Below are 16,127 nucleotides of genomic sequence, written 5' to 3'. Positions count from 1 at the left end.
GCTGACCTGCGACTTCAGCTCATCCATCCTGCAGGACCGGACTGAGGTTGCCATCGTCCTTCCGCCGTCGCGGGGACGGGAACATCAGTGCGATCGCGACCGCTCCCAGTCCTACCGCCATCGAGCCGATATACATCCATGTGTAGCTACCGTAGCGGTCGTAGAGCCAACCGCCCGCCAGTGGGCCAAACGCCATGCCCAGGCTGGAGAGCAGGGTGGCCGCGCCCAGTACCGTGCCGAGAATCTGGGGATTGAACGCTTCGCGCGCCAGTGAGGCGTATAGCGGCATGGTGCCGCCGTAGGCCATGCCGAAGATGATGGCCACCGCGTAGAAGCCGTCGAGCTGGTTCACGCGCAGGTAGGCGGCTGCCGCGAACGCCTGTATCAGCAGGCCCGCCACCAATACGCGTTTGGCGCCCACCTTGTCTGCAAGCACCCCGAACAGTAGACGACCACCGAGTCCGGCGGCGCCTTCCATGCTGTAGATGGTGACGGCGGCAGTCACGCTGAGACCGCAGCCGACCGCGTAGCTGACGGTATGAAAGATTGGCCCGGAGTGGGCAGCACAGCAAGCGAAGTAGGTAAGCGCCAATATGATGAAGGGCTTGGATCGCAGCGCTTGCCCGGCGGTCAAGCTCTGGGTCGCGACCTGATTGTCTTTAGTGTTGGTCGCCGTTGCCACGGTCGCGGCGCGCACGAACCATACCGCCGGCAAGGTGAGCGCCCAGGCGAGCAAACCGACAATCAGCAATGTGGTGCGCCAGTCGTAGTGGCTGACCAGCCAGGCGACCAGCGGCGACATGGTCATGGGCGCCACGCCCACGCCGGCCGATACCAGCGATATCGCCAGGTTGCGACGGCGCTCGAAGGATGCCGCCGTAGCCGCTATCACCGGGGCAAAGAAGCTCGCCACCGCGACGCCCATCAATACGCCGTAGGCGAGTTGGAACTGCAGCAGACTGCCGGCGCGGCTCGCCAGTATGCAAGCCAAGCCGAGCAGCAGCGATCCGGCCAGCACGACCACCCGCGGACCATAACGGTCGCTCAGCATGCCCCAGCCGAAACCGGCAAAGCCCAGGCTGAGAAAGGCCAGGGTCATCGCGCTGGAAAGCCCGGCGCGTGACCAACCGGTCGCGGTGCTCATGGGCTGCAGCAGCACCGCCAACGCGAACACCACGCCCGCGCCCACGCAGCCCATCAGGGCGCCGGCGGCAACGAGGGCCCAGTTGCGGTCCATGGGGATGGAAGAAACTGCCGTGGGGCTATTCATAAATGAGGAGTCCTGGGGTTTTCTTTGGTTTGTTTCTATTCGACGAAGTAGGGTGCCGAGAATCGACATGTCAACTGAGGATCTGATTGGCATCAAATCTCAGCTACGTGTCTTTCTCAAGCCGTCATCCCAGCGAAAGCTGGGATCCATGTTGCTTGTAGATCTCTGAGCAGATGGATCCCAGCTTTCGCTGGGATAACGAGTTCCTGAATTTTTCCTAGGGAACCGGAGAAGTGCCGCTTGCACATATCGCCCAAGAAGTGCAGCCGCGATACAGTTGCCACGAATCCCCTTCAGGCGATCCCCCATGATCCGTAACAAAGCATTCGTCCTGCTTGCTGCCCTGGCTCCCGTGATGCTCTTTTCCGCGTGCTCGCAAGAGCAGCCATCCCGGGAAACCGAAGCCGCACCACCGCCCGCTGCGCCGGCCGAGAGCGCCGAGACTTCTCAAAGCCCGGACATTTTCCGCTTCAAGGTCGGCACCCTGGACGCCGTCGCTCTGAAAGACGGCGAGATCAATGCTCCCAATGATGGCAAGACCTTCGGCGTAGGCCGGCCGAGTAGCGAAGTATCCGCGGTGCTCGCCGCTGCCGGTCAACCCACCGATGCGCTTCATCTCAGCATCCAGCCGTTGCTGGTCCAGAGCGGGTCGCAGGTACTGTTGTTCGATACCGGTGCGGCCGATGCATCGTTCGCCAAGGCCGGCCGCTTGCCTGCTTCGCTAGTCGCCGCTGGGGTCGAGCCCTCGCAAGTCACGGACATTTTCATCTCGCATCGCCACCAGGACCACGCAGGCGGCCTGTTATTGGCCGATGGCGCACTTGCGTTCCCCAATGCCGCCATCCACATCTCGGCACCGGAATGGGAGGCTCTCAAGGCCGATAGCGATTCATCCAATCTGGTTTCCGCGATCACACCCAAGGTCGCGACATTCGAGCCCGGCGCCGCCATCCTGCCCGGGCTGGTCACAGCCGTCGCGGTCAACGGCCATACGTCCGGCCACAGTGCATACGAGATCGCGTCGGGCGACCAGCGCCTGCTCTACATTGGCGATTCGGCGCACCACTACGTGATTTCGGTCCAACGCCCCGAGTGGACCATCGCCTATGACGAAAATGCTCCCACCGCCGAGGCAAGCCGGCGTACCTTGTTGCAGCGCGCCGTCGATGAAAATCTGCGCATCTACTCCGTCCACTTTCCCTTCCCTGGCATAGGCCATATCCGCAGCCAGGGCGAAAGCTTTGTCTGGGTGCCGGAGGAATAAAACAGGAAGTTCCTGCGCTCAAGCCGCATCCCCCGCAGATACTCTTGTCCGGCGGGAAAACTGGAAGTTTCCGTGTGAAGCGCCCCCGGATGCGGCCTTTGGCCTTATCCGGGCTACGCCACCTGGCGCGGATCAGACCGAAGCCGCGATGTGCTCGCGCAGCCATCGATGCGCCGGCACGATTCAGCAATCCGTAGCCTGGGTAAGCGCAGCGCACCCAGGGCTCTTCACACGGAAATTCCAGGCTTCCCGAGTGCTCGGTTGTTCGCCATCTTGCCGCACTGCGGCGCGTTCTTCATCCCGAGCGCTGAGCAGTTATCGGGGCGCGATCACACCGAAGTCGCGATGTGATCTCGCAGCCATTGATGCGCCGGATCACGATGCCGGCGCTCATGCCAGAGCATCGCCATTTCATAGCCAGGTACATCGACAGGCGGCTCGATCACCCGAAGCGCACTGGTATTGCGCACCAAGCGCGAAGGCAGCATTGCGACGAGATCGGTGTTGACCAGGACCGATATCAAGAAAAGAAAATGCGGCACGGAAAGCACCACGCGGCGCGCCAACCCGGCTTCTGCGAGTACTTCGTCGGTGATGCCCTGGAACCCCCCGCCGTCCGGCGACACGATCACATGCTCAAGTTCGCAGAACTGCGAAAGCGTGGGCTTTCGTTTCAGGCGTGGATGGCCCGCGCGGCCTGCCAGCACATACCGTTCGCTAAAGAGTGCACGCCGATGCAATCCGGAAGGAGCACCCTCGGTCGTGTGCAGGGCGAGGTCTATTTCGCCTTGTTCGGCTTGCTTGGCGATGCGTGACGGCACCATTTGCATGACTGCCAGCCGCGTGCCGGGCGCTGCAGAACGCAACCCTGCCAACGCCGGCAATAGGACCGTCGATTCGCCGTAATCAGCCGCGGCAACACGCCAGGTATGGCGGGCCTGCGAAGGATCGAATGGACCGGGGGGCGATACCGCTTGTTCGAGAGCTTCAAGCGCCTGCCGCAAAGGTTCGCGCAACTCGTCGGCCTTGGCGGTAGGCCGCATTCCTCGCGGCCCCGGCAGCAACAGCGGATCCCCGAAGATGTCCCTCAGCTTGGCGAGATGAACGCTGACCGAAGGCTGGGAGAAATTCAGACGTTCCGCCGCGCGGGTGACGTTATGTTCCGAAAGCAGAACATCAAGCGTCACCAGCAAGTTGAGATCGAGCCGCCGCAGATTATTCATGGTAATACCTGGAATACTGGAAATTCATTTCCAATATACCTGGCCTGGCCTGATCCTGTTGGCATACAGCAACAGAGGTTTCGCCATGAATGTTCTTATCGTCCATGCCCATCCCGAGCCGCGGTCGCTCAATGGTTCCCTCAAGGATCTGGCTGTCGAGACGCTGATCGGTCTCGGCCATGAGGTGCGGGTGTCGGATTTGTACGCCATGCGCTGGAAGGCGGTTGCCGATGCCGGCGACTTTCTTGATCCAGTCGATGGCAACCGGCTCAAGTACGCGAATGAATCAAAGCACGGTTACGCAACGAAGACGCAAAGTCCGGACGTCGAGGCCGAGCAGGAAAAACTCATCTGGGCGGATGCCATCATCTTCCAGTTTCCAATGTGGTGGTTCTCGGCACCCGCGATCCTGAAAGGCTGGGTCGAGCGTGTGTTCGCCTACGGCTTTGCCTATGGCGTGGGTGTGCACGGCGGCGAGCGTTGGGGCGACCGCTATGGCGAAGGCAATTTGCTGGGCCGGCGAGCACTGCTATCAGTGACGATTGGCGGCCGCGAGCCGCATTATTCTCCGCGCGGCGTTAATGGTCCGCTGGAAGACCTGTTGTGGCCTATCCAGCACGGAACGCTTTATTACCCTGGTATTTCGGTTCTTCCGCCCTTCGTTCTCTATCAGGCCGACAGGCTGACGCCGGAGGACTGGCCTGAGATCTCCGAGAGTTATCGCGCCCGGCTCAACGGTCTTTTCACCGACGACGTGATTCCATACCGGCGCCAGAACGGTGGCCACTACGATGCGCAGCAGGTACTGAAAGGCGGGCTCGGCGCTGGAGAGAGTGGTACGCGTATCCACCTGCTTCAGTCGGGAGAACCGATGCAAGAAGAGCTCACGATGAATGATGTTCGCGAGCTGGAAGAACTCTGAAGCCTGCTTCTACAGGTCATGGTTGTTTCTCTGTTGTAGGAGCGGCGTCCCGCCGCGAGCTCTTCCCACCAGATCGCCATAGAAGCAAAAGAGCTCGCGGCGAGACGGCGCTCCTACCAAAAGCTGTGGTTGTTTCGCCGTTGTAGGAGCGGCGTCCCGCCGCGAGATTTTCCCGTGATCGCAACAGAAGCAAAAAGCAGTCGAAGCTGTCTGGTTCGCCACCTGGGCGCGCTGCGGCGCGTTCTTGATCGTGCACATTGGGAGACCGTCGAGGCGCGGAGCGGCGTCCCGCCGCGAGCTCTTCCCGTGATCGCAACAGAAGCAAAGAGCAGTTGAAGCTGTCTGGTTCGCCACCTAGGCGCGCTGCGGCGCGCTCTTGATCGTGCACATTAGGAGACCGTCGAGGCGCGGAGCGGCGTCCCGCCGCGAGCTCTTCCCGTCAGATCGCCATAGAACCAATCGCCATAGAAGCAAAAAGCTCGCGCCGAGACGGCGCTCCTACAGCGTCATGGTTGTTCCTACGAATAGCAGAGAGCCCCGCATGCGGGGCTCTCTGGTTCGCAAACACCACTTCAGACGAACGCTTATTTCCGGATGAAGTTCAACAGGTCCTGATTGAGCCGATCCTTGTGCGTGTCGGTCAAACCGTGCGGCGCACCTTCATAAACGATCAGCTCAGCACCTTTGATCTGTTTGGCCGATGCCTTGCCCGATGCATCGAGTGGAACGATTTGATCGTCGTCGCCATGGATCACCAGCGTCGGCACATCGAACTTCTTCAGGTCTTCACGGAAGTCGGTGGCCGAGAACGCGGCGATCGAGTCGTAGGTGTTCTTGTGGCCGGCCTGCATGCCTTGCACCCAGAACGACTGGATCAATCCTTGCGAAGGTTTTGCACCAGGACGGTTGAAGCCGAAGAACGGGCCCGACGCGATGTCCAGATAAAGCTGCGAACGGTTGTCCAGTGAAGCCTTGCGCAGCCCGTCGAACACTTCGAGCGGCAGGCCGCCAGGATTGCTGTCCGTCTTGAGCATCAGGGGTGGCACAGCGCTGACCAGCACGGCTTTCTTGACCCGGCTCGTTCCATGACGGCCGATATAGCGCGCCACTTCGCCACCACCCGTCGAGAAACCAACCAGCGTCGCATCTTTCAGGTCGAGGGCTTCGATCACTGCCGCCAGGTCATCGGCATAGTGATCCATGTCGTTGCCGTCCCACGGTTGGCTGGAGCGGCCATGGCCACGGCGATCATGAGCGACCACGCGATAACCTTGCGACGCCAGGAAGATCATCTGCGATTCCCAACTGTCCGAGTTCAGCGGCCAGCCATGGCTGAAGGTGACGACCGGGCCGTTCTTCGGGCCCCAATCCTTGTAATAGAGCTGCACGCCATCCTGCGTGGTGATGTAGCTGCCGGCGGGGACATTGCCTTGCGATTTGGCTGGCTGTGCGGCTTCGGTGGAGGCGGAAACGGCTGTCGCCAGTACGGCGGTAGCCAGGGTGCGGGACAGGAAGTTCATGGTGTGCTCCTTGGGGATGTTGCGGATCGGGGTGGGTGGGAAGTGCCTGTTGGTAGGACGTACTTTGAAGCATCTTCGGTACGAAATGCGGCATATAATCCGGAAAACATGACCAGGAGTATCAAAATGGCCGACCGGCTCGAAGCCTTGTTTGAACGCTTCTCAGTGAAGGCCCAGATGTTCCATGCAGGAATGCTGTGCGGGATCAATGACCTGGCCCCGGAAGGCGATATCGGCCAGCTGCACCTGGTCAAGCGCGGTGCCGTGGTCGTAAGTCACCACGGGGCTGAGGATCTACGCATCACCACGCCCAGCTTGCTGCTTTATCCACGGCCCCTGGCGCATCGCTTCGTAACGGATCCGACAGAAGGCGCCGAATTGACCTGCGCCAATCTGCGATTCGAAGGCGGAAGCACGAATCCGATCGCGGCCACGCTGCCCGCATTCGTGTGCTTGCCGCTGGAGCAGCTCAAGGGATCGGAGGATGTGCTGGCGTTGATATTCGAAGAGGCATTCGAGCAACGGTGCGGACGCAGAGCGCTGCTGGACAGATTGTTCGAAGTGGTGCTGATCCAGATCCTGCGCCATCTGATGAATAGTGGCCAGACGCAGGTCGGAATGCTGGCGGGCCTGGCGCATCCCAAGTTGCGGCTGGCCATGGTCGCCATGCATGAAAAACCCGCCGAAGACTGGAGCCTGGAAGCGCTGGCATCGCGCGCGGGCATGTCGCGGAGCGTTTTCGCGAATGCGTTCCGGGAAGCTGTGGGCTGCACGCCCGGGGTCTATTTGCAGCGGTGGCGGGCTTCGCTCGTGCAGCAGGCACTCAGGCAAGGACGCTCGCTCAAGATCATCGCCAGCGAGGTCGGCTACGGCAGCGAATCGGCGCTGTCCAGATCCTTCAGGACGACCTTCGGAATGTCGCCACGGGAATGGAAACAAACGCTGGAAGCCAGGCATTGATCGCGCAACGCCCGGCAGTCGGTGTGATTGCCTAACCCACGGCCGTTCCCGTAGCATCGTTGACCATGCCGCGTCATGCCGCCCGCACCTTGGCTCTTCTGCTTCGCCAATCCACGATGGCGTTGCTGATGCTGGCTGCGTTGGTGAACCCGATCCTGGTGGCGGTAAGCGATTTGCATGATGTCGGCGCCGGGTCGGGCCATTCGCACAATGCGGACGAACATGGCTCCGATCTCGCCGGTCCTGATTTCGCCGAGCATTTGCGCTCCGAGCATGGCCTGCACGGAGATGAAGGCGATGAGACCGACGATTTCCTGCATGCCTTGATGCACGCCAGCCATTGCTGCGGCCATTTGACCGCGATGTACAACGGCTTCCATGTGCCGGATGTCGTCCCCACGCGTAGCGGCTCGCTGCCGGCACAGGTCGAGCAGCGGCTTCCACAAGCGTATTCCGACCATTTCCGTCCTCCGATAGCCACCTGACGTTCAGAGCCGGCGTCATGCCGGCTGCTCGTCATTGACCGGTTATCTGGAGAATCCCCATGTGGTTGCGTTTGGCGGCGATTGCCGTCTTCGCGGCTGTACCGTGCGTGCAAGCGTCGGCGCAGTCGCCCGAAGTATTGACCCTGGACGACGCGTTCGCGCGGGTCGCCCAATCCCATCCCGATTTGCGTTTGATCGAAAGCCAGCGCGGCTTGCTGGCCGCCGAGTCCGAACGCGCGGCACTACGGCCGCCGCAGTCCGTTGGCCTAGAGGTCGAAAACGCCTTGGGCAGTGGTGAAGCCAGTGGTCTCGATGGCGCCGAAATCAGCCTGACGCTTGCTTCGGTATTGGAGCGAGGTGGCAAGCTGGACGCCCGGCGCACGCTCGTCCAAAGCCGTATCGATGCATTGGCGATGCAGCGGGAAACCAAACGGCTGGATTTGCTGGCGGAAGTGGCACGGCGCTACCTCGCCGTCAGCGCCAGCCAACATCAGCGCCGCATCGCGGAACACGATATCGCTCAGCGCCAGCGCACCGTGGCGGCGGCTCAGCGTCGGTTGGCGGCAGGGGCTTCGCCCGAATCGGTGGTGCTGACAGCGCAGGCCGCATTGGCGCGCGCGGAGTTGGATCGCGAGCGGGCGGGGCAGCGCGCAACGGCAGCGCGTCAGCACTTGGCGGCGCTGTGGGGTGAGCGTGATCCCGGTTTCGAAGTGGTCGCAGGCGATCCGCTGGTCCTGCCCGCCATCGCCGACTTCACCGCTTTGAGTGAAGCACTGGCCGAGACACCGGAGTTGGCGCGCTTCGCCGACGAGCGCCGGATAGGCGAGGCCCGCCTGCAACTGGCACGCAGCCAGGCCGCGCCGGATCTGCAATGGCAGGTAGGCGTGCGACGTCTGCAAGCCAGCAGCGACTTCGGCTTTGTCGGCAGCGTTTCCGTGCCGTTGGGTGGCGCCGCACGCGCGGCACCGGATATCCGCATGGCGGAAGCCGAACTGGCGATCGTCGAAATCGAACGGGAAGCGCAAGGTTTGGCGTTGTATTCCACCCTGGCGGAAGCGCATGGCCAATATCGTGTCGCGCAATCGGAAGCTGGGCGACTGCATTCGGATGTGTTGCCCAAGCTCGCCAAGGCCGAAGCCGCGGCGGAACGCGCCTATCGTGCGGGCGCCATTAGTTATCTGGAATGGGCGCAGTTGCAGAACGAGCGCACCGCTGCGCTCAAGCAACGCCTCGAAGCCGCGCTGGAAGCCCAGCGTGCCCTCATCGAAATCCAGCGGCTCACCGGCCAGGCGTTCGTCGCCGTGCCCGCCGCTTCTGCCCCCCAAGGAGTTTCCCCATGAAGCCACAACGGTTATTGGGTACGTTGACGTTGGTTCTTCTGCTGGCCGCATGCGGCAAATCCAACGACGAGCACGCTCATGAAGAAAACGAGGGCGGCTCGGACGCGCATGGGCATGCCGGCGGTGCCGAGGAAGCGAAGCGGGGCGCGCATGGTGGCCGCTTGCTGGAGCAGGACGGTTACACCGTGGAACTCGCTATCGCCGAAGAGGGCACGCCGCCGAAATACCAGGCGTGGCTGTACCAGCGCGACAAGCCCCTGCCGCCCAACGCGGGCAGCGTCGAGGTACGGCTGACCCGCTTGGGCAATGTGGCGGAGAATCATGTCCTGACCCCAAGCCGCGACGGCAGCCTGATGGCAGCCACCGTCGTGGGCGAACCGCACTCCTTCGACGTCGAAGTACTGGCGAGGATCGGTACGCAATCGCTGCGGTGGCGCTATCCCAGCTACGAAGGCCGTACCCGGATCGATGCGGCCATAGCGCAGGATTCCGGCATTCGTGTCGCGCCCGCGGGTGCGGGCGTAATCGCCGACGAGCATGAAGTGCAGGGATTGCTGACACCCATCGAAGGCCGTGCCGCGCACGTGATGGCGCGCTTTCCCGGTCCCATCCGTAGTTTGCGCGCGAACGTGGGCGATCGGGTGCGCGCCGGGCAGCCGTTGGCCACCATCGAAAGCAATCTCAGCCTGACCACCTACACCGTGACCGCTCCCATATCCGGCGTGGTGCTGGCGCGCAGCGCTTCCGTCGGTGCGGTCGCGGGCGAGGGCATGGCCCTGTTCGAAATCGCCGATCTTTCTTCGCTCTGGGTCGATCTGCACATCTTCGGCGCCGATGCCCAGCACATCGTGCCTGGCGTGCCGGTCGAGGTCACTCGCATGAGCGATGGCGTTACCGCCGAAACGGTGCTGGAGCGCGTGCTGCCCGGCACCGCCACCGCCAGCCAAAGCACGGTGGCGCGCGCCACGCTTGCCAATACCGATGGGCTGTGGCGTCCGGGTTCCGCGGTCAAGGCGCGCATCACAGTCGAGCAACAGCCGGTCGCATTGGCCGTGCCGCTGACGGCATTGCAGACGTTTCGCGACTGGGACGTGGTCTTCATCCGCATCGGCGACACCTATGAAGTGCGCCCGGTGGAGTTGGGCAAGCGCGATGGCGAGCGCGTTGAAATCCTGTCGGGCATCAAACCCGGCGATCAGGTGGTCACTGAGCAGAGTTATCTGGTGAAGGCCGACATTGAAAAATCCGGAGCCTCTCATGACCACTGAGAGAACGTTTCCCGACACTCCGGGCGTGCTGGAACGCATCATCCGGTTCGCCATCGCTCATCGATGGCTGATGATGGCGCTCACCTTGGCGCTGATGTTTCTGGGCGGATGGAGCTTCACCCAGCTGCCCATCGATGCAACGCCTGACATCACCAATGTCCAGGTCCAGATCAACACCGAGACGACAGGCTATTCGCCGCTGGAATCCGAACAGCGCGTCACTTTCCCCATCGAAACCGCCATGTCGGGTCTCCCCGGACTGGACTACAGCCGCTCGATTTCCCGCTACGGGTTATCGCAGGTCACCGTGGCGTTCAATGACGGCACCGACCTCTACTTCGCGCGGCAGCAGGTGGCAGAGCGTTTGCAGCAAGTTAAATCTCAGCTGCCGGCCGGCCTGGAGCCGGAGATGGGGCCTATCGCGACCGGCCTCGGCGAAATCCTGATGTACACCGTCGAGGCAAAGCCCGACGCGCGTAAAAAAGACGGCTCGCCATGGAACGCCACCGACCTGCGCACGCTGCAGGATTGGGTGGTGCGTCCACAGTTGCGCAACACGCCTGGCGTTACCGAAGTCAACACCATTGGCGGCTTCGCGCGGCAGATCCACATCACACCCGAACCGGCCAAGCTGGTGGCATTGGGATTCACGCTGCACGACGTGGTCACGGCGGTGGCGGCCAACAATCAGAATGTCGGTGCCGGCTATATCGAGCGCAACGGGCAGCAGTTTCTGGTTCGAGTGCCGGGACAGGTGGCCGATCTGGATGCGATCAGGGACATCGTGCTGGACCGGCGCGACGGAGTGCCGATCCGCGTGCGCGATGTCGCTGACGTCGCAGAAGGACCGGAGCTGCGTAACGGGGCCGCTACGCAGAACGGTCGCGAAGTCGTACTGGGTACTGTATTCATGCTGGTCGGCGCCAACAGCCGCGAAGTCGCGCAAGCCGCGGCGGCCAAACTGGAGGCGGCCAATGCCAGTTTGCCGGCAGGTGTCAGCGCCAAACCGGTCTATGACCGCACCACGCTCGTCGACCGCACCATCCAGACCGTCTCCAAGAACCTGATCGAAGGCGCGTTGCTGGTGATCGCGGTGTTGTTCCTGCTGTTGGGTAATTTCCGCGCCGCGCTGATCACCGCGGCCGTCATTCCGTTGGCGATGCTGTTCACCGTTTTCGGCATGGTGCGCGGCGGTGTCTCCGGCAATCTGATGAGCCTGGGAGCGCTGGATTTCGGACTGATCGTGGATGGCGCCGTGATCATCATCGAGAACTGCCTGCGCCGCTTCGGTGAAATGCAGCAGCAGTTGGGCAGGCCGATGACCGAGGAAGAGCGCCTGGACACGACCGCCTCGGCCACGGCGGAAGTGATACGGCCCAGCCTGTTCGGCCTGGGCATCATCACCGCGGTCTATCTTCCAATCTTCGCCCTCAGCGGTATCGAAGGAAAAATGTTTCATCCGATGGCGATCACCGTGGTGTTGGCACTGACGGGCGCCATGTTGTTGTCGCTGACTTTCGTGCCAGCAGCTGTCGCTTTGTTCCTCGGTGGCAAGGTCGATGAAAAAGAGAACCGTGCGATGCGCTGGGCCAAGCGTCGCTATGCGCCGTTGCTGATGTGGGCATTGAAGCGGCGGGCATGGGTCATGGGTGGTGCGGCGGCGCTGGTGGTCCTGTGCGGACTGCTTGCGACGCGTTTGGGTACGGAGTTCATACCGACGCTCGACGAAGGCGATATCGCGCTGCACGCGCTGCGTATTCCTGGCACCGGCCTGGACCAAGCGGTGAAGATGCAAGCGACGCTGGAAGCACGGATCAAACGCTTTCCGGAAGTCGACCAAGTGTTCGGCAAGATCGGCACAGCCGAGGTGGCCACCGATCCGATGCCGCCGTCCGTGGCCGACACTTTCCTGATAATGAAACCACGTGCCGAGTGGCCTGACCCTCGCAAGCCGAGAGCGAAGCTGATCGCCGAAATCGAGACCGCGGTGAAGGAGTTGCCGGGAAACAACTATGAGTTCACCCAGCCGATCCAGATGCGGATGAACGAACTGATCTCCGGTGTTCGCGCCGACGTGGCGATCAAGCTCTACGGCGACGATCTGGACACGCTGGTGGAAGTGGGCGAGCGCATCGAAACCGTCGCAAAAACCGTCTCCGGCGCAGCCGACGTAAAGCTCGAGCAGGCGACCGGCTTACCGGTGCTGACCGTCATTCCTGATCGCCAGGCGCTGGTGCGTTACGGATTGAATCCCGGCGCGGTGCAGGAAACCGTGGCTACCGCGGTGGGCGGTGAAGTATCCGGACAACTCTTCGAAGGCGACCGGCGTTTCGACATCATCGTACGTCTGCCCGAACGGCTGCGGCGCGACCCGGCCGCGCTGGCGGATCTGCCGATTCCATTAGGCGTTGGCAACAATATCGACGAATCCAGCCTGGCCGGCAGTGGAGCGGGAAGCCTCCCGCGTACCGTGCCGCTGCGCGAAGTGGCGAAGCTGGAAACGGTGCTGGGACCCAATCAGGTCAATCGTGAAAACGGCAAGCGGCGCGTGGTCGTCACCGCCAATGTGCGGGGAAGAGACCTGGGCGGCTTCGTCGAAGAGCTGCAGCAGAAAATCGCCGCGGAGGTCGAGGTGCCTGCCGGATATTGGGTGGACTACGGAGGCACGTTCGAGCAGTTGATCTCGGCAAGCCAGCGCCTGTCCATCGTGGTGCCGGTGACGCTGGCGATCATCTTCGGCCTGTTGTTTGCCGCGTTCGGCTCGGTCAAGGACGCGGCCATCGTATTCAGCGGCGTGCCGTTGGCGCTGACGGGTGGCGTGGCGGCGCTGGCGCTACGGGGAATTCCGTTGTCGATCTCGGCCGGTGTCGGATTCATCGCGCTGTCCGGCGTGGCCGTATTGAACGGGCTGGTGATGATCGCGTTCATCCGTAAGTTGCAAGGGCAGGGCGCGTCTCTCGAAGACGCCATCACGCAAGGCGCGCTGGGACGACTGCGGCCGGTGTTGACGACCGCGTTGGTAGCGTCGCTGGGTTTCCTGCCGATGGCGTTCAATGTGGGTGCCGGTTCGGAAGTCCAACGGCCGCTGGCGACCGTGGTGATCGGCGGCATCGTGTCGTCGACGTTGCTGACGTTGCTGGTGTTGCCGGCGCTTTATCGGTGGCTGCATCGCGGTTTGGACCAGCCGGTGCCGCAGTAGCGCTTCTCGCCGCCAGGGTGCCTCTCGTAGAGCGGAGCTTGCTCCGCTGCTCTTGCTTTTCGTATCGCCCGAACGCGGAACCAAGGGCAGCCGAGCCAGCTCGGCTCTACTCAAGGGCAACACGGAGCCTGCAGCACGCAGTACCTCGTAGAGCGGAGCTTGCTCCGCTGCTCTTGCTTTTGGTATCGCCCGAACACTGAGCCAAGAGCAGCCGAGCAAGCTCGGCTCTACTCAAGCAGCACGCAGTACCTCGTAGAGCGGAGCTTGCTCCGCTGCTCTTGCTTTTGGTATCGCCCGACGCGGAGCCAAGAGCAGCCGAGCAAGCTCCGCTCTACGAAGGCACGAAAAACTCCTTGTGGGAGCGACGTAAGTCGCGACCGGAACAGCAACGTCGCGACTTACGTCGCTCCCACAAAGTTGCTATCCCGCCATTGCCGCCAATCACGATTGACCGCCGACATAGGTCTTGGCGCTACCCGCCGTGCTTGCCCCACCAAGATACTGCCCCGTTGAGAACGAGTTGCATTAGCGTTGCTGGAAATCGATAATGCCCGTCCAAATGTAAATGGGGTTACATAAAAATGATCGATCGCGCTCCTCGTCGCCGGCTGTTGGCGGTTTCCTTGATGCTGCCGGCCAGCTGGGCGATTCCTGCCGCCTTGGCGCAGGATGCGACGATGCTCGACAAGATAACGGTAGTAGGCGAACGCGCCGTCACCGCAACCAAGACCGATACCGCATTGGTCGAGACCCCGCAGGCGATCAGCGTGGTGTCAGCCGAGCAAATCCGGGAGCGGGGCGCGCTCAACGTGCAGGAAGTCTTCCGCTATACCGCCGGTGTCACGGCCGAATCCTTTGGTTTGGACACACGAGGAGATGTTTCCAGCATCCGCGGTCTGGACCCCGTGCAGTATCTGGACGGGATGCGGACCGTTTTCAACTACAGCCCGATCTCCCGTCCGGAGGTCTACACGCTTGACCGAGTGGAAGTGCTGCGTGGGCCGTCTTCGGTATTGTACGGAGCAGGTGGCAGCGGCGGCATCATCAACGCCGTGAGCAAGCGTCCGCAGTTCAACTCCGCGGGTGAGGTGGCGTTGCAGTACGGCAGCTTCGACCGCAAGCAGGTGCAAGTGGATGTCACCGGCCCACTGAACGACAACGATACGCTGGCAGGCCGCATTGTCGCGGTCGCTCGCGACAGTGGAATGCAGACTGACAAGCTGCCTGACGACCGGCTGGTGTTGTCGCCATCGCTGACCTGGCGTCCCACCGATCACACACAGATCACTTTCATCGGGTTGTTCCAGAAGGACGAAACCGGCTCCAGCCAACAATTCCTGCCGGTTGTTTCAACATTGCAGGCCAGCGGCGCGCGGCGATTGGACGTCTCCACTTTTTTGGGCGACGAGAACTACGACCGCCTGGATGCCCGCCTGAACGCCGGTACGTTGCTGGTCGAGCATCAGTTCAACGACGCCATCACCCTGCGTAGCAGTTCGCGCTACACGGATGCCAACACCACGTTCCAGGAGCTCTTTCCGGACGTTTACAGCAATCCTTCTGATCCGTTTATCGATGATGCCGATCGGGTCGTCAACCGCAATGCCTACGCGATCAAGCCGGATATCCGGGTTTTCACCACCGATAACAGCGCCGAGTACAACTTCGATACCGGTGCTTTCAGCCACCGTTTGTTGACCGGCGTGGATTACAGCGATTTCCGCCAGAGTTCGTATTCCGCCTTCGGCATGGTCACGCCCATCGATATCTATGATCCGGTGTCGACCGGCGTTGTGGCGCCGGAATATTCCCGTGACCCCAATCAACGCAACACGCAGGTTGGATTGTATGTGCAGGACCAGATTCGCTATGCGGATCGCATCTCCATGGTGCTGGGCGTCCGCCGAGATCGAGCGCGTTCCGAGACGGAAGGCTCGGCGGCACAAACCGAAGAAGCCACCACGTTCAAAGTGGGCGTGATTGGTGAAGTCGCCGCGGGTTGGTCACCTTATGTGAGCTATTCGGAATCGTTCCTGCCGGTTCCGGGGCTGGACTTCTACGACAACGCCTTCAAGCCGATTCGCGGAAACCAGTACGAGGCAGGCGTGAAATGGGCGCCGAACCGCGATGCGCTGGTGACTGCCAACGTCTATCGCATCAAAGAGAAGAATCGGCAGATCAATGACCCGGACAACGTTCTCAACACCGTGCAGACCGGCGAAATCCGTTCGCAGGGCTTTGAGTTGGAAGGCGCGTTCGCCTTTGACGGAGAATTTTCCCTCAACGCCAACTACAGCTACAACGACGCCGAGGTGACGCGCAGCAGCTTTGCCGACGAAGTAGGGCAGCGGCTGAGCGATGTGCCGCAGCATCTCGCATCGGTCTGGGCGGCCAAGACGTTTAGGCTGAACGATGACAGCAGCTTGCGCGTTGGCTTGGGTGGACGTTACGTGGGTCCGACGGAATCCACCGGCGTTGCAGGTGTCCTCCGCACGCCCAGCTACACCCTGGCCGACGCATTGGTCTCCTACGACGTCGGTGACTGGTCGCTGTCGATCAACGCCAACAACCTGTTCGACAAGCAGTACTTCGCGCCTTGCCGCGCCTTCGGCGATTGCTTCACCGGCATGGGCCGTACGTTGGTGGGTACGGTCGCGTACCGTTTTTGATAAGCAT

Annotated in this window: 11 protein-coding genes; 8 read left to right on the top strand and 3 right to left on the bottom strand. The window is 61.9% G+C overall.

What is annotated here, in order from left to right:
* Nucleotides 1–19 precede the first annotated feature (19 nt).
* Complete coding sequence (locus AADW18_RS02815; protein WP_337341822.1) at nt 20–1,270, bottom strand: MFS transporter; 1,251 nt, start codon at nt 1,268–1,270, stop codon at nt 20–22.
* A 307-nt stretch (nt 1,271–1,577) separates the two neighbouring features.
* On the opposite strand from AADW18_RS02815, the gene AADW18_RS02810 reads away from it, so the two are divergent.
* Nucleotides 1,578–2,534, top strand: coding sequence for an MBL fold metallo-hydrolase (locus AADW18_RS02810; RefSeq protein ID WP_337341821.1), 957 nt, complete (start codon nt 1,578–1,580; stop codon nt 2,532–2,534).
* A 329-nt stretch (nt 2,535–2,863) separates the two neighbouring features.
* Here AADW18_RS02810 and AADW18_RS02805 read toward each other — a convergent pair whose 3' ends face one another.
* Nucleotides 2,864–3,757, bottom strand: a complete 894-nt coding sequence (locus AADW18_RS02805) for a LysR family transcriptional regulator (RefSeq protein WP_337341820.1) — start codon at nt 3,755–3,757, stop codon at nt 2,864–2,866.
* A gap of 85 nt (nt 3,758–3,842) precedes the next feature.
* Between AADW18_RS02805 and AADW18_RS02800 the strand changes: the two genes are divergently transcribed.
* On the top strand, nt 3,843–4,679 hold the full coding sequence (locus AADW18_RS02800) for an NAD(P)H-dependent oxidoreductase (protein WP_337341819.1): 837 nt from the start codon (nt 3,843–3,845) through the stop codon (nt 4,677–4,679).
* A gap of 584 nt (nt 4,680–5,263) precedes the next feature.
* On the opposite strand, the gene AADW18_RS02795 is transcribed toward AADW18_RS02800, so the two are convergent.
* Nucleotides 5,264–6,199 carry an alpha/beta hydrolase gene (locus AADW18_RS02795; protein WP_337341818.1) on the bottom strand — a complete coding sequence of 312 codons (936 nt, stop codon included), beginning with the start codon at nt 6,197–6,199 and terminating at the stop codon, nt 5,264–5,266.
* A gap of 126 nt (nt 6,200–6,325) precedes the next feature.
* Between AADW18_RS02795 and AADW18_RS02790 the strand changes: the two genes are divergently transcribed.
* The 6 genes from AADW18_RS02790 (at nt 6,326) to AADW18_RS02765 (ending at nt 16,120) form a co-directional block, all read left to right on the top strand.
* A complete protein-coding gene (locus AADW18_RS02790) occupies nt 6,326–7,159 on the top strand; it encodes an AraC family transcriptional regulator (protein ID WP_337341817.1) in 834 nt (277 codons plus the stop codon).
* Nucleotides 7,160–7,224: 65 nt separating this feature from the next.
* Nucleotides 7,225–7,644 (top strand): hypothetical protein, encoded by a 420-nt coding sequence (locus AADW18_RS02785; protein ID WP_337341816.1) that lies wholly within the window; start codon nt 7,225–7,227, stop codon nt 7,642–7,644.
* 59 nt (nt 7,645–7,703) lie between these two features.
* Nucleotides 7,704–8,984 (top strand): TolC family protein, encoded by a 1,281-nt coding sequence (locus AADW18_RS02780; protein WP_337341815.1) that lies wholly within the window; start codon nt 7,704–7,706, stop codon nt 8,982–8,984.
* Complete coding sequence (locus AADW18_RS02775) at nt 8,981–10,252, top strand: efflux RND transporter periplasmic adaptor subunit (RefSeq protein WP_337341814.1); 1,272 nt, start codon at nt 8,981–8,983, stop codon at nt 10,250–10,252. Before AADW18_RS02780 ends, AADW18_RS02775 begins: the two co-directional genes overlap by 4 nt.
* A gap of 25 nt (nt 10,253–10,277) precedes the next feature.
* Nucleotides 10,278–13,451, top strand: coding sequence for a CusA/CzcA family heavy metal efflux RND transporter (locus AADW18_RS02770; protein ID WP_337342107.1), 3,174 nt, complete (start codon nt 10,278–10,280; stop codon nt 13,449–13,451).
* A 581-nt stretch (nt 13,452–14,032) separates the two neighbouring features.
* Nucleotides 14,033–16,120: a TonB-dependent siderophore receptor gene (locus AADW18_RS02765; protein ID WP_337341813.1), complete on the top strand. Its 2,088-nt coding sequence runs from the start codon at nt 14,033–14,035 to the stop codon at nt 16,118–16,120.
* The last annotated feature ends 7 nt before the right edge of the window (nt 16,121–16,127 follow it).

The sequence above is a fragment of the Pseudoxanthomonas sp. CCNWLY206-1 genome (assembly GCF_039710385.1).
In the GTDB taxonomy this organism is placed as follows: Bacteria; Pseudomonadota; Gammaproteobacteria; order Xanthomonadales; family Xanthomonadaceae; genus Pseudoxanthomonas_A.
Note: the sequence above shows the minus strand (reverse complement) of the source record. Positions and strands in the feature narration are given on the sequence as shown.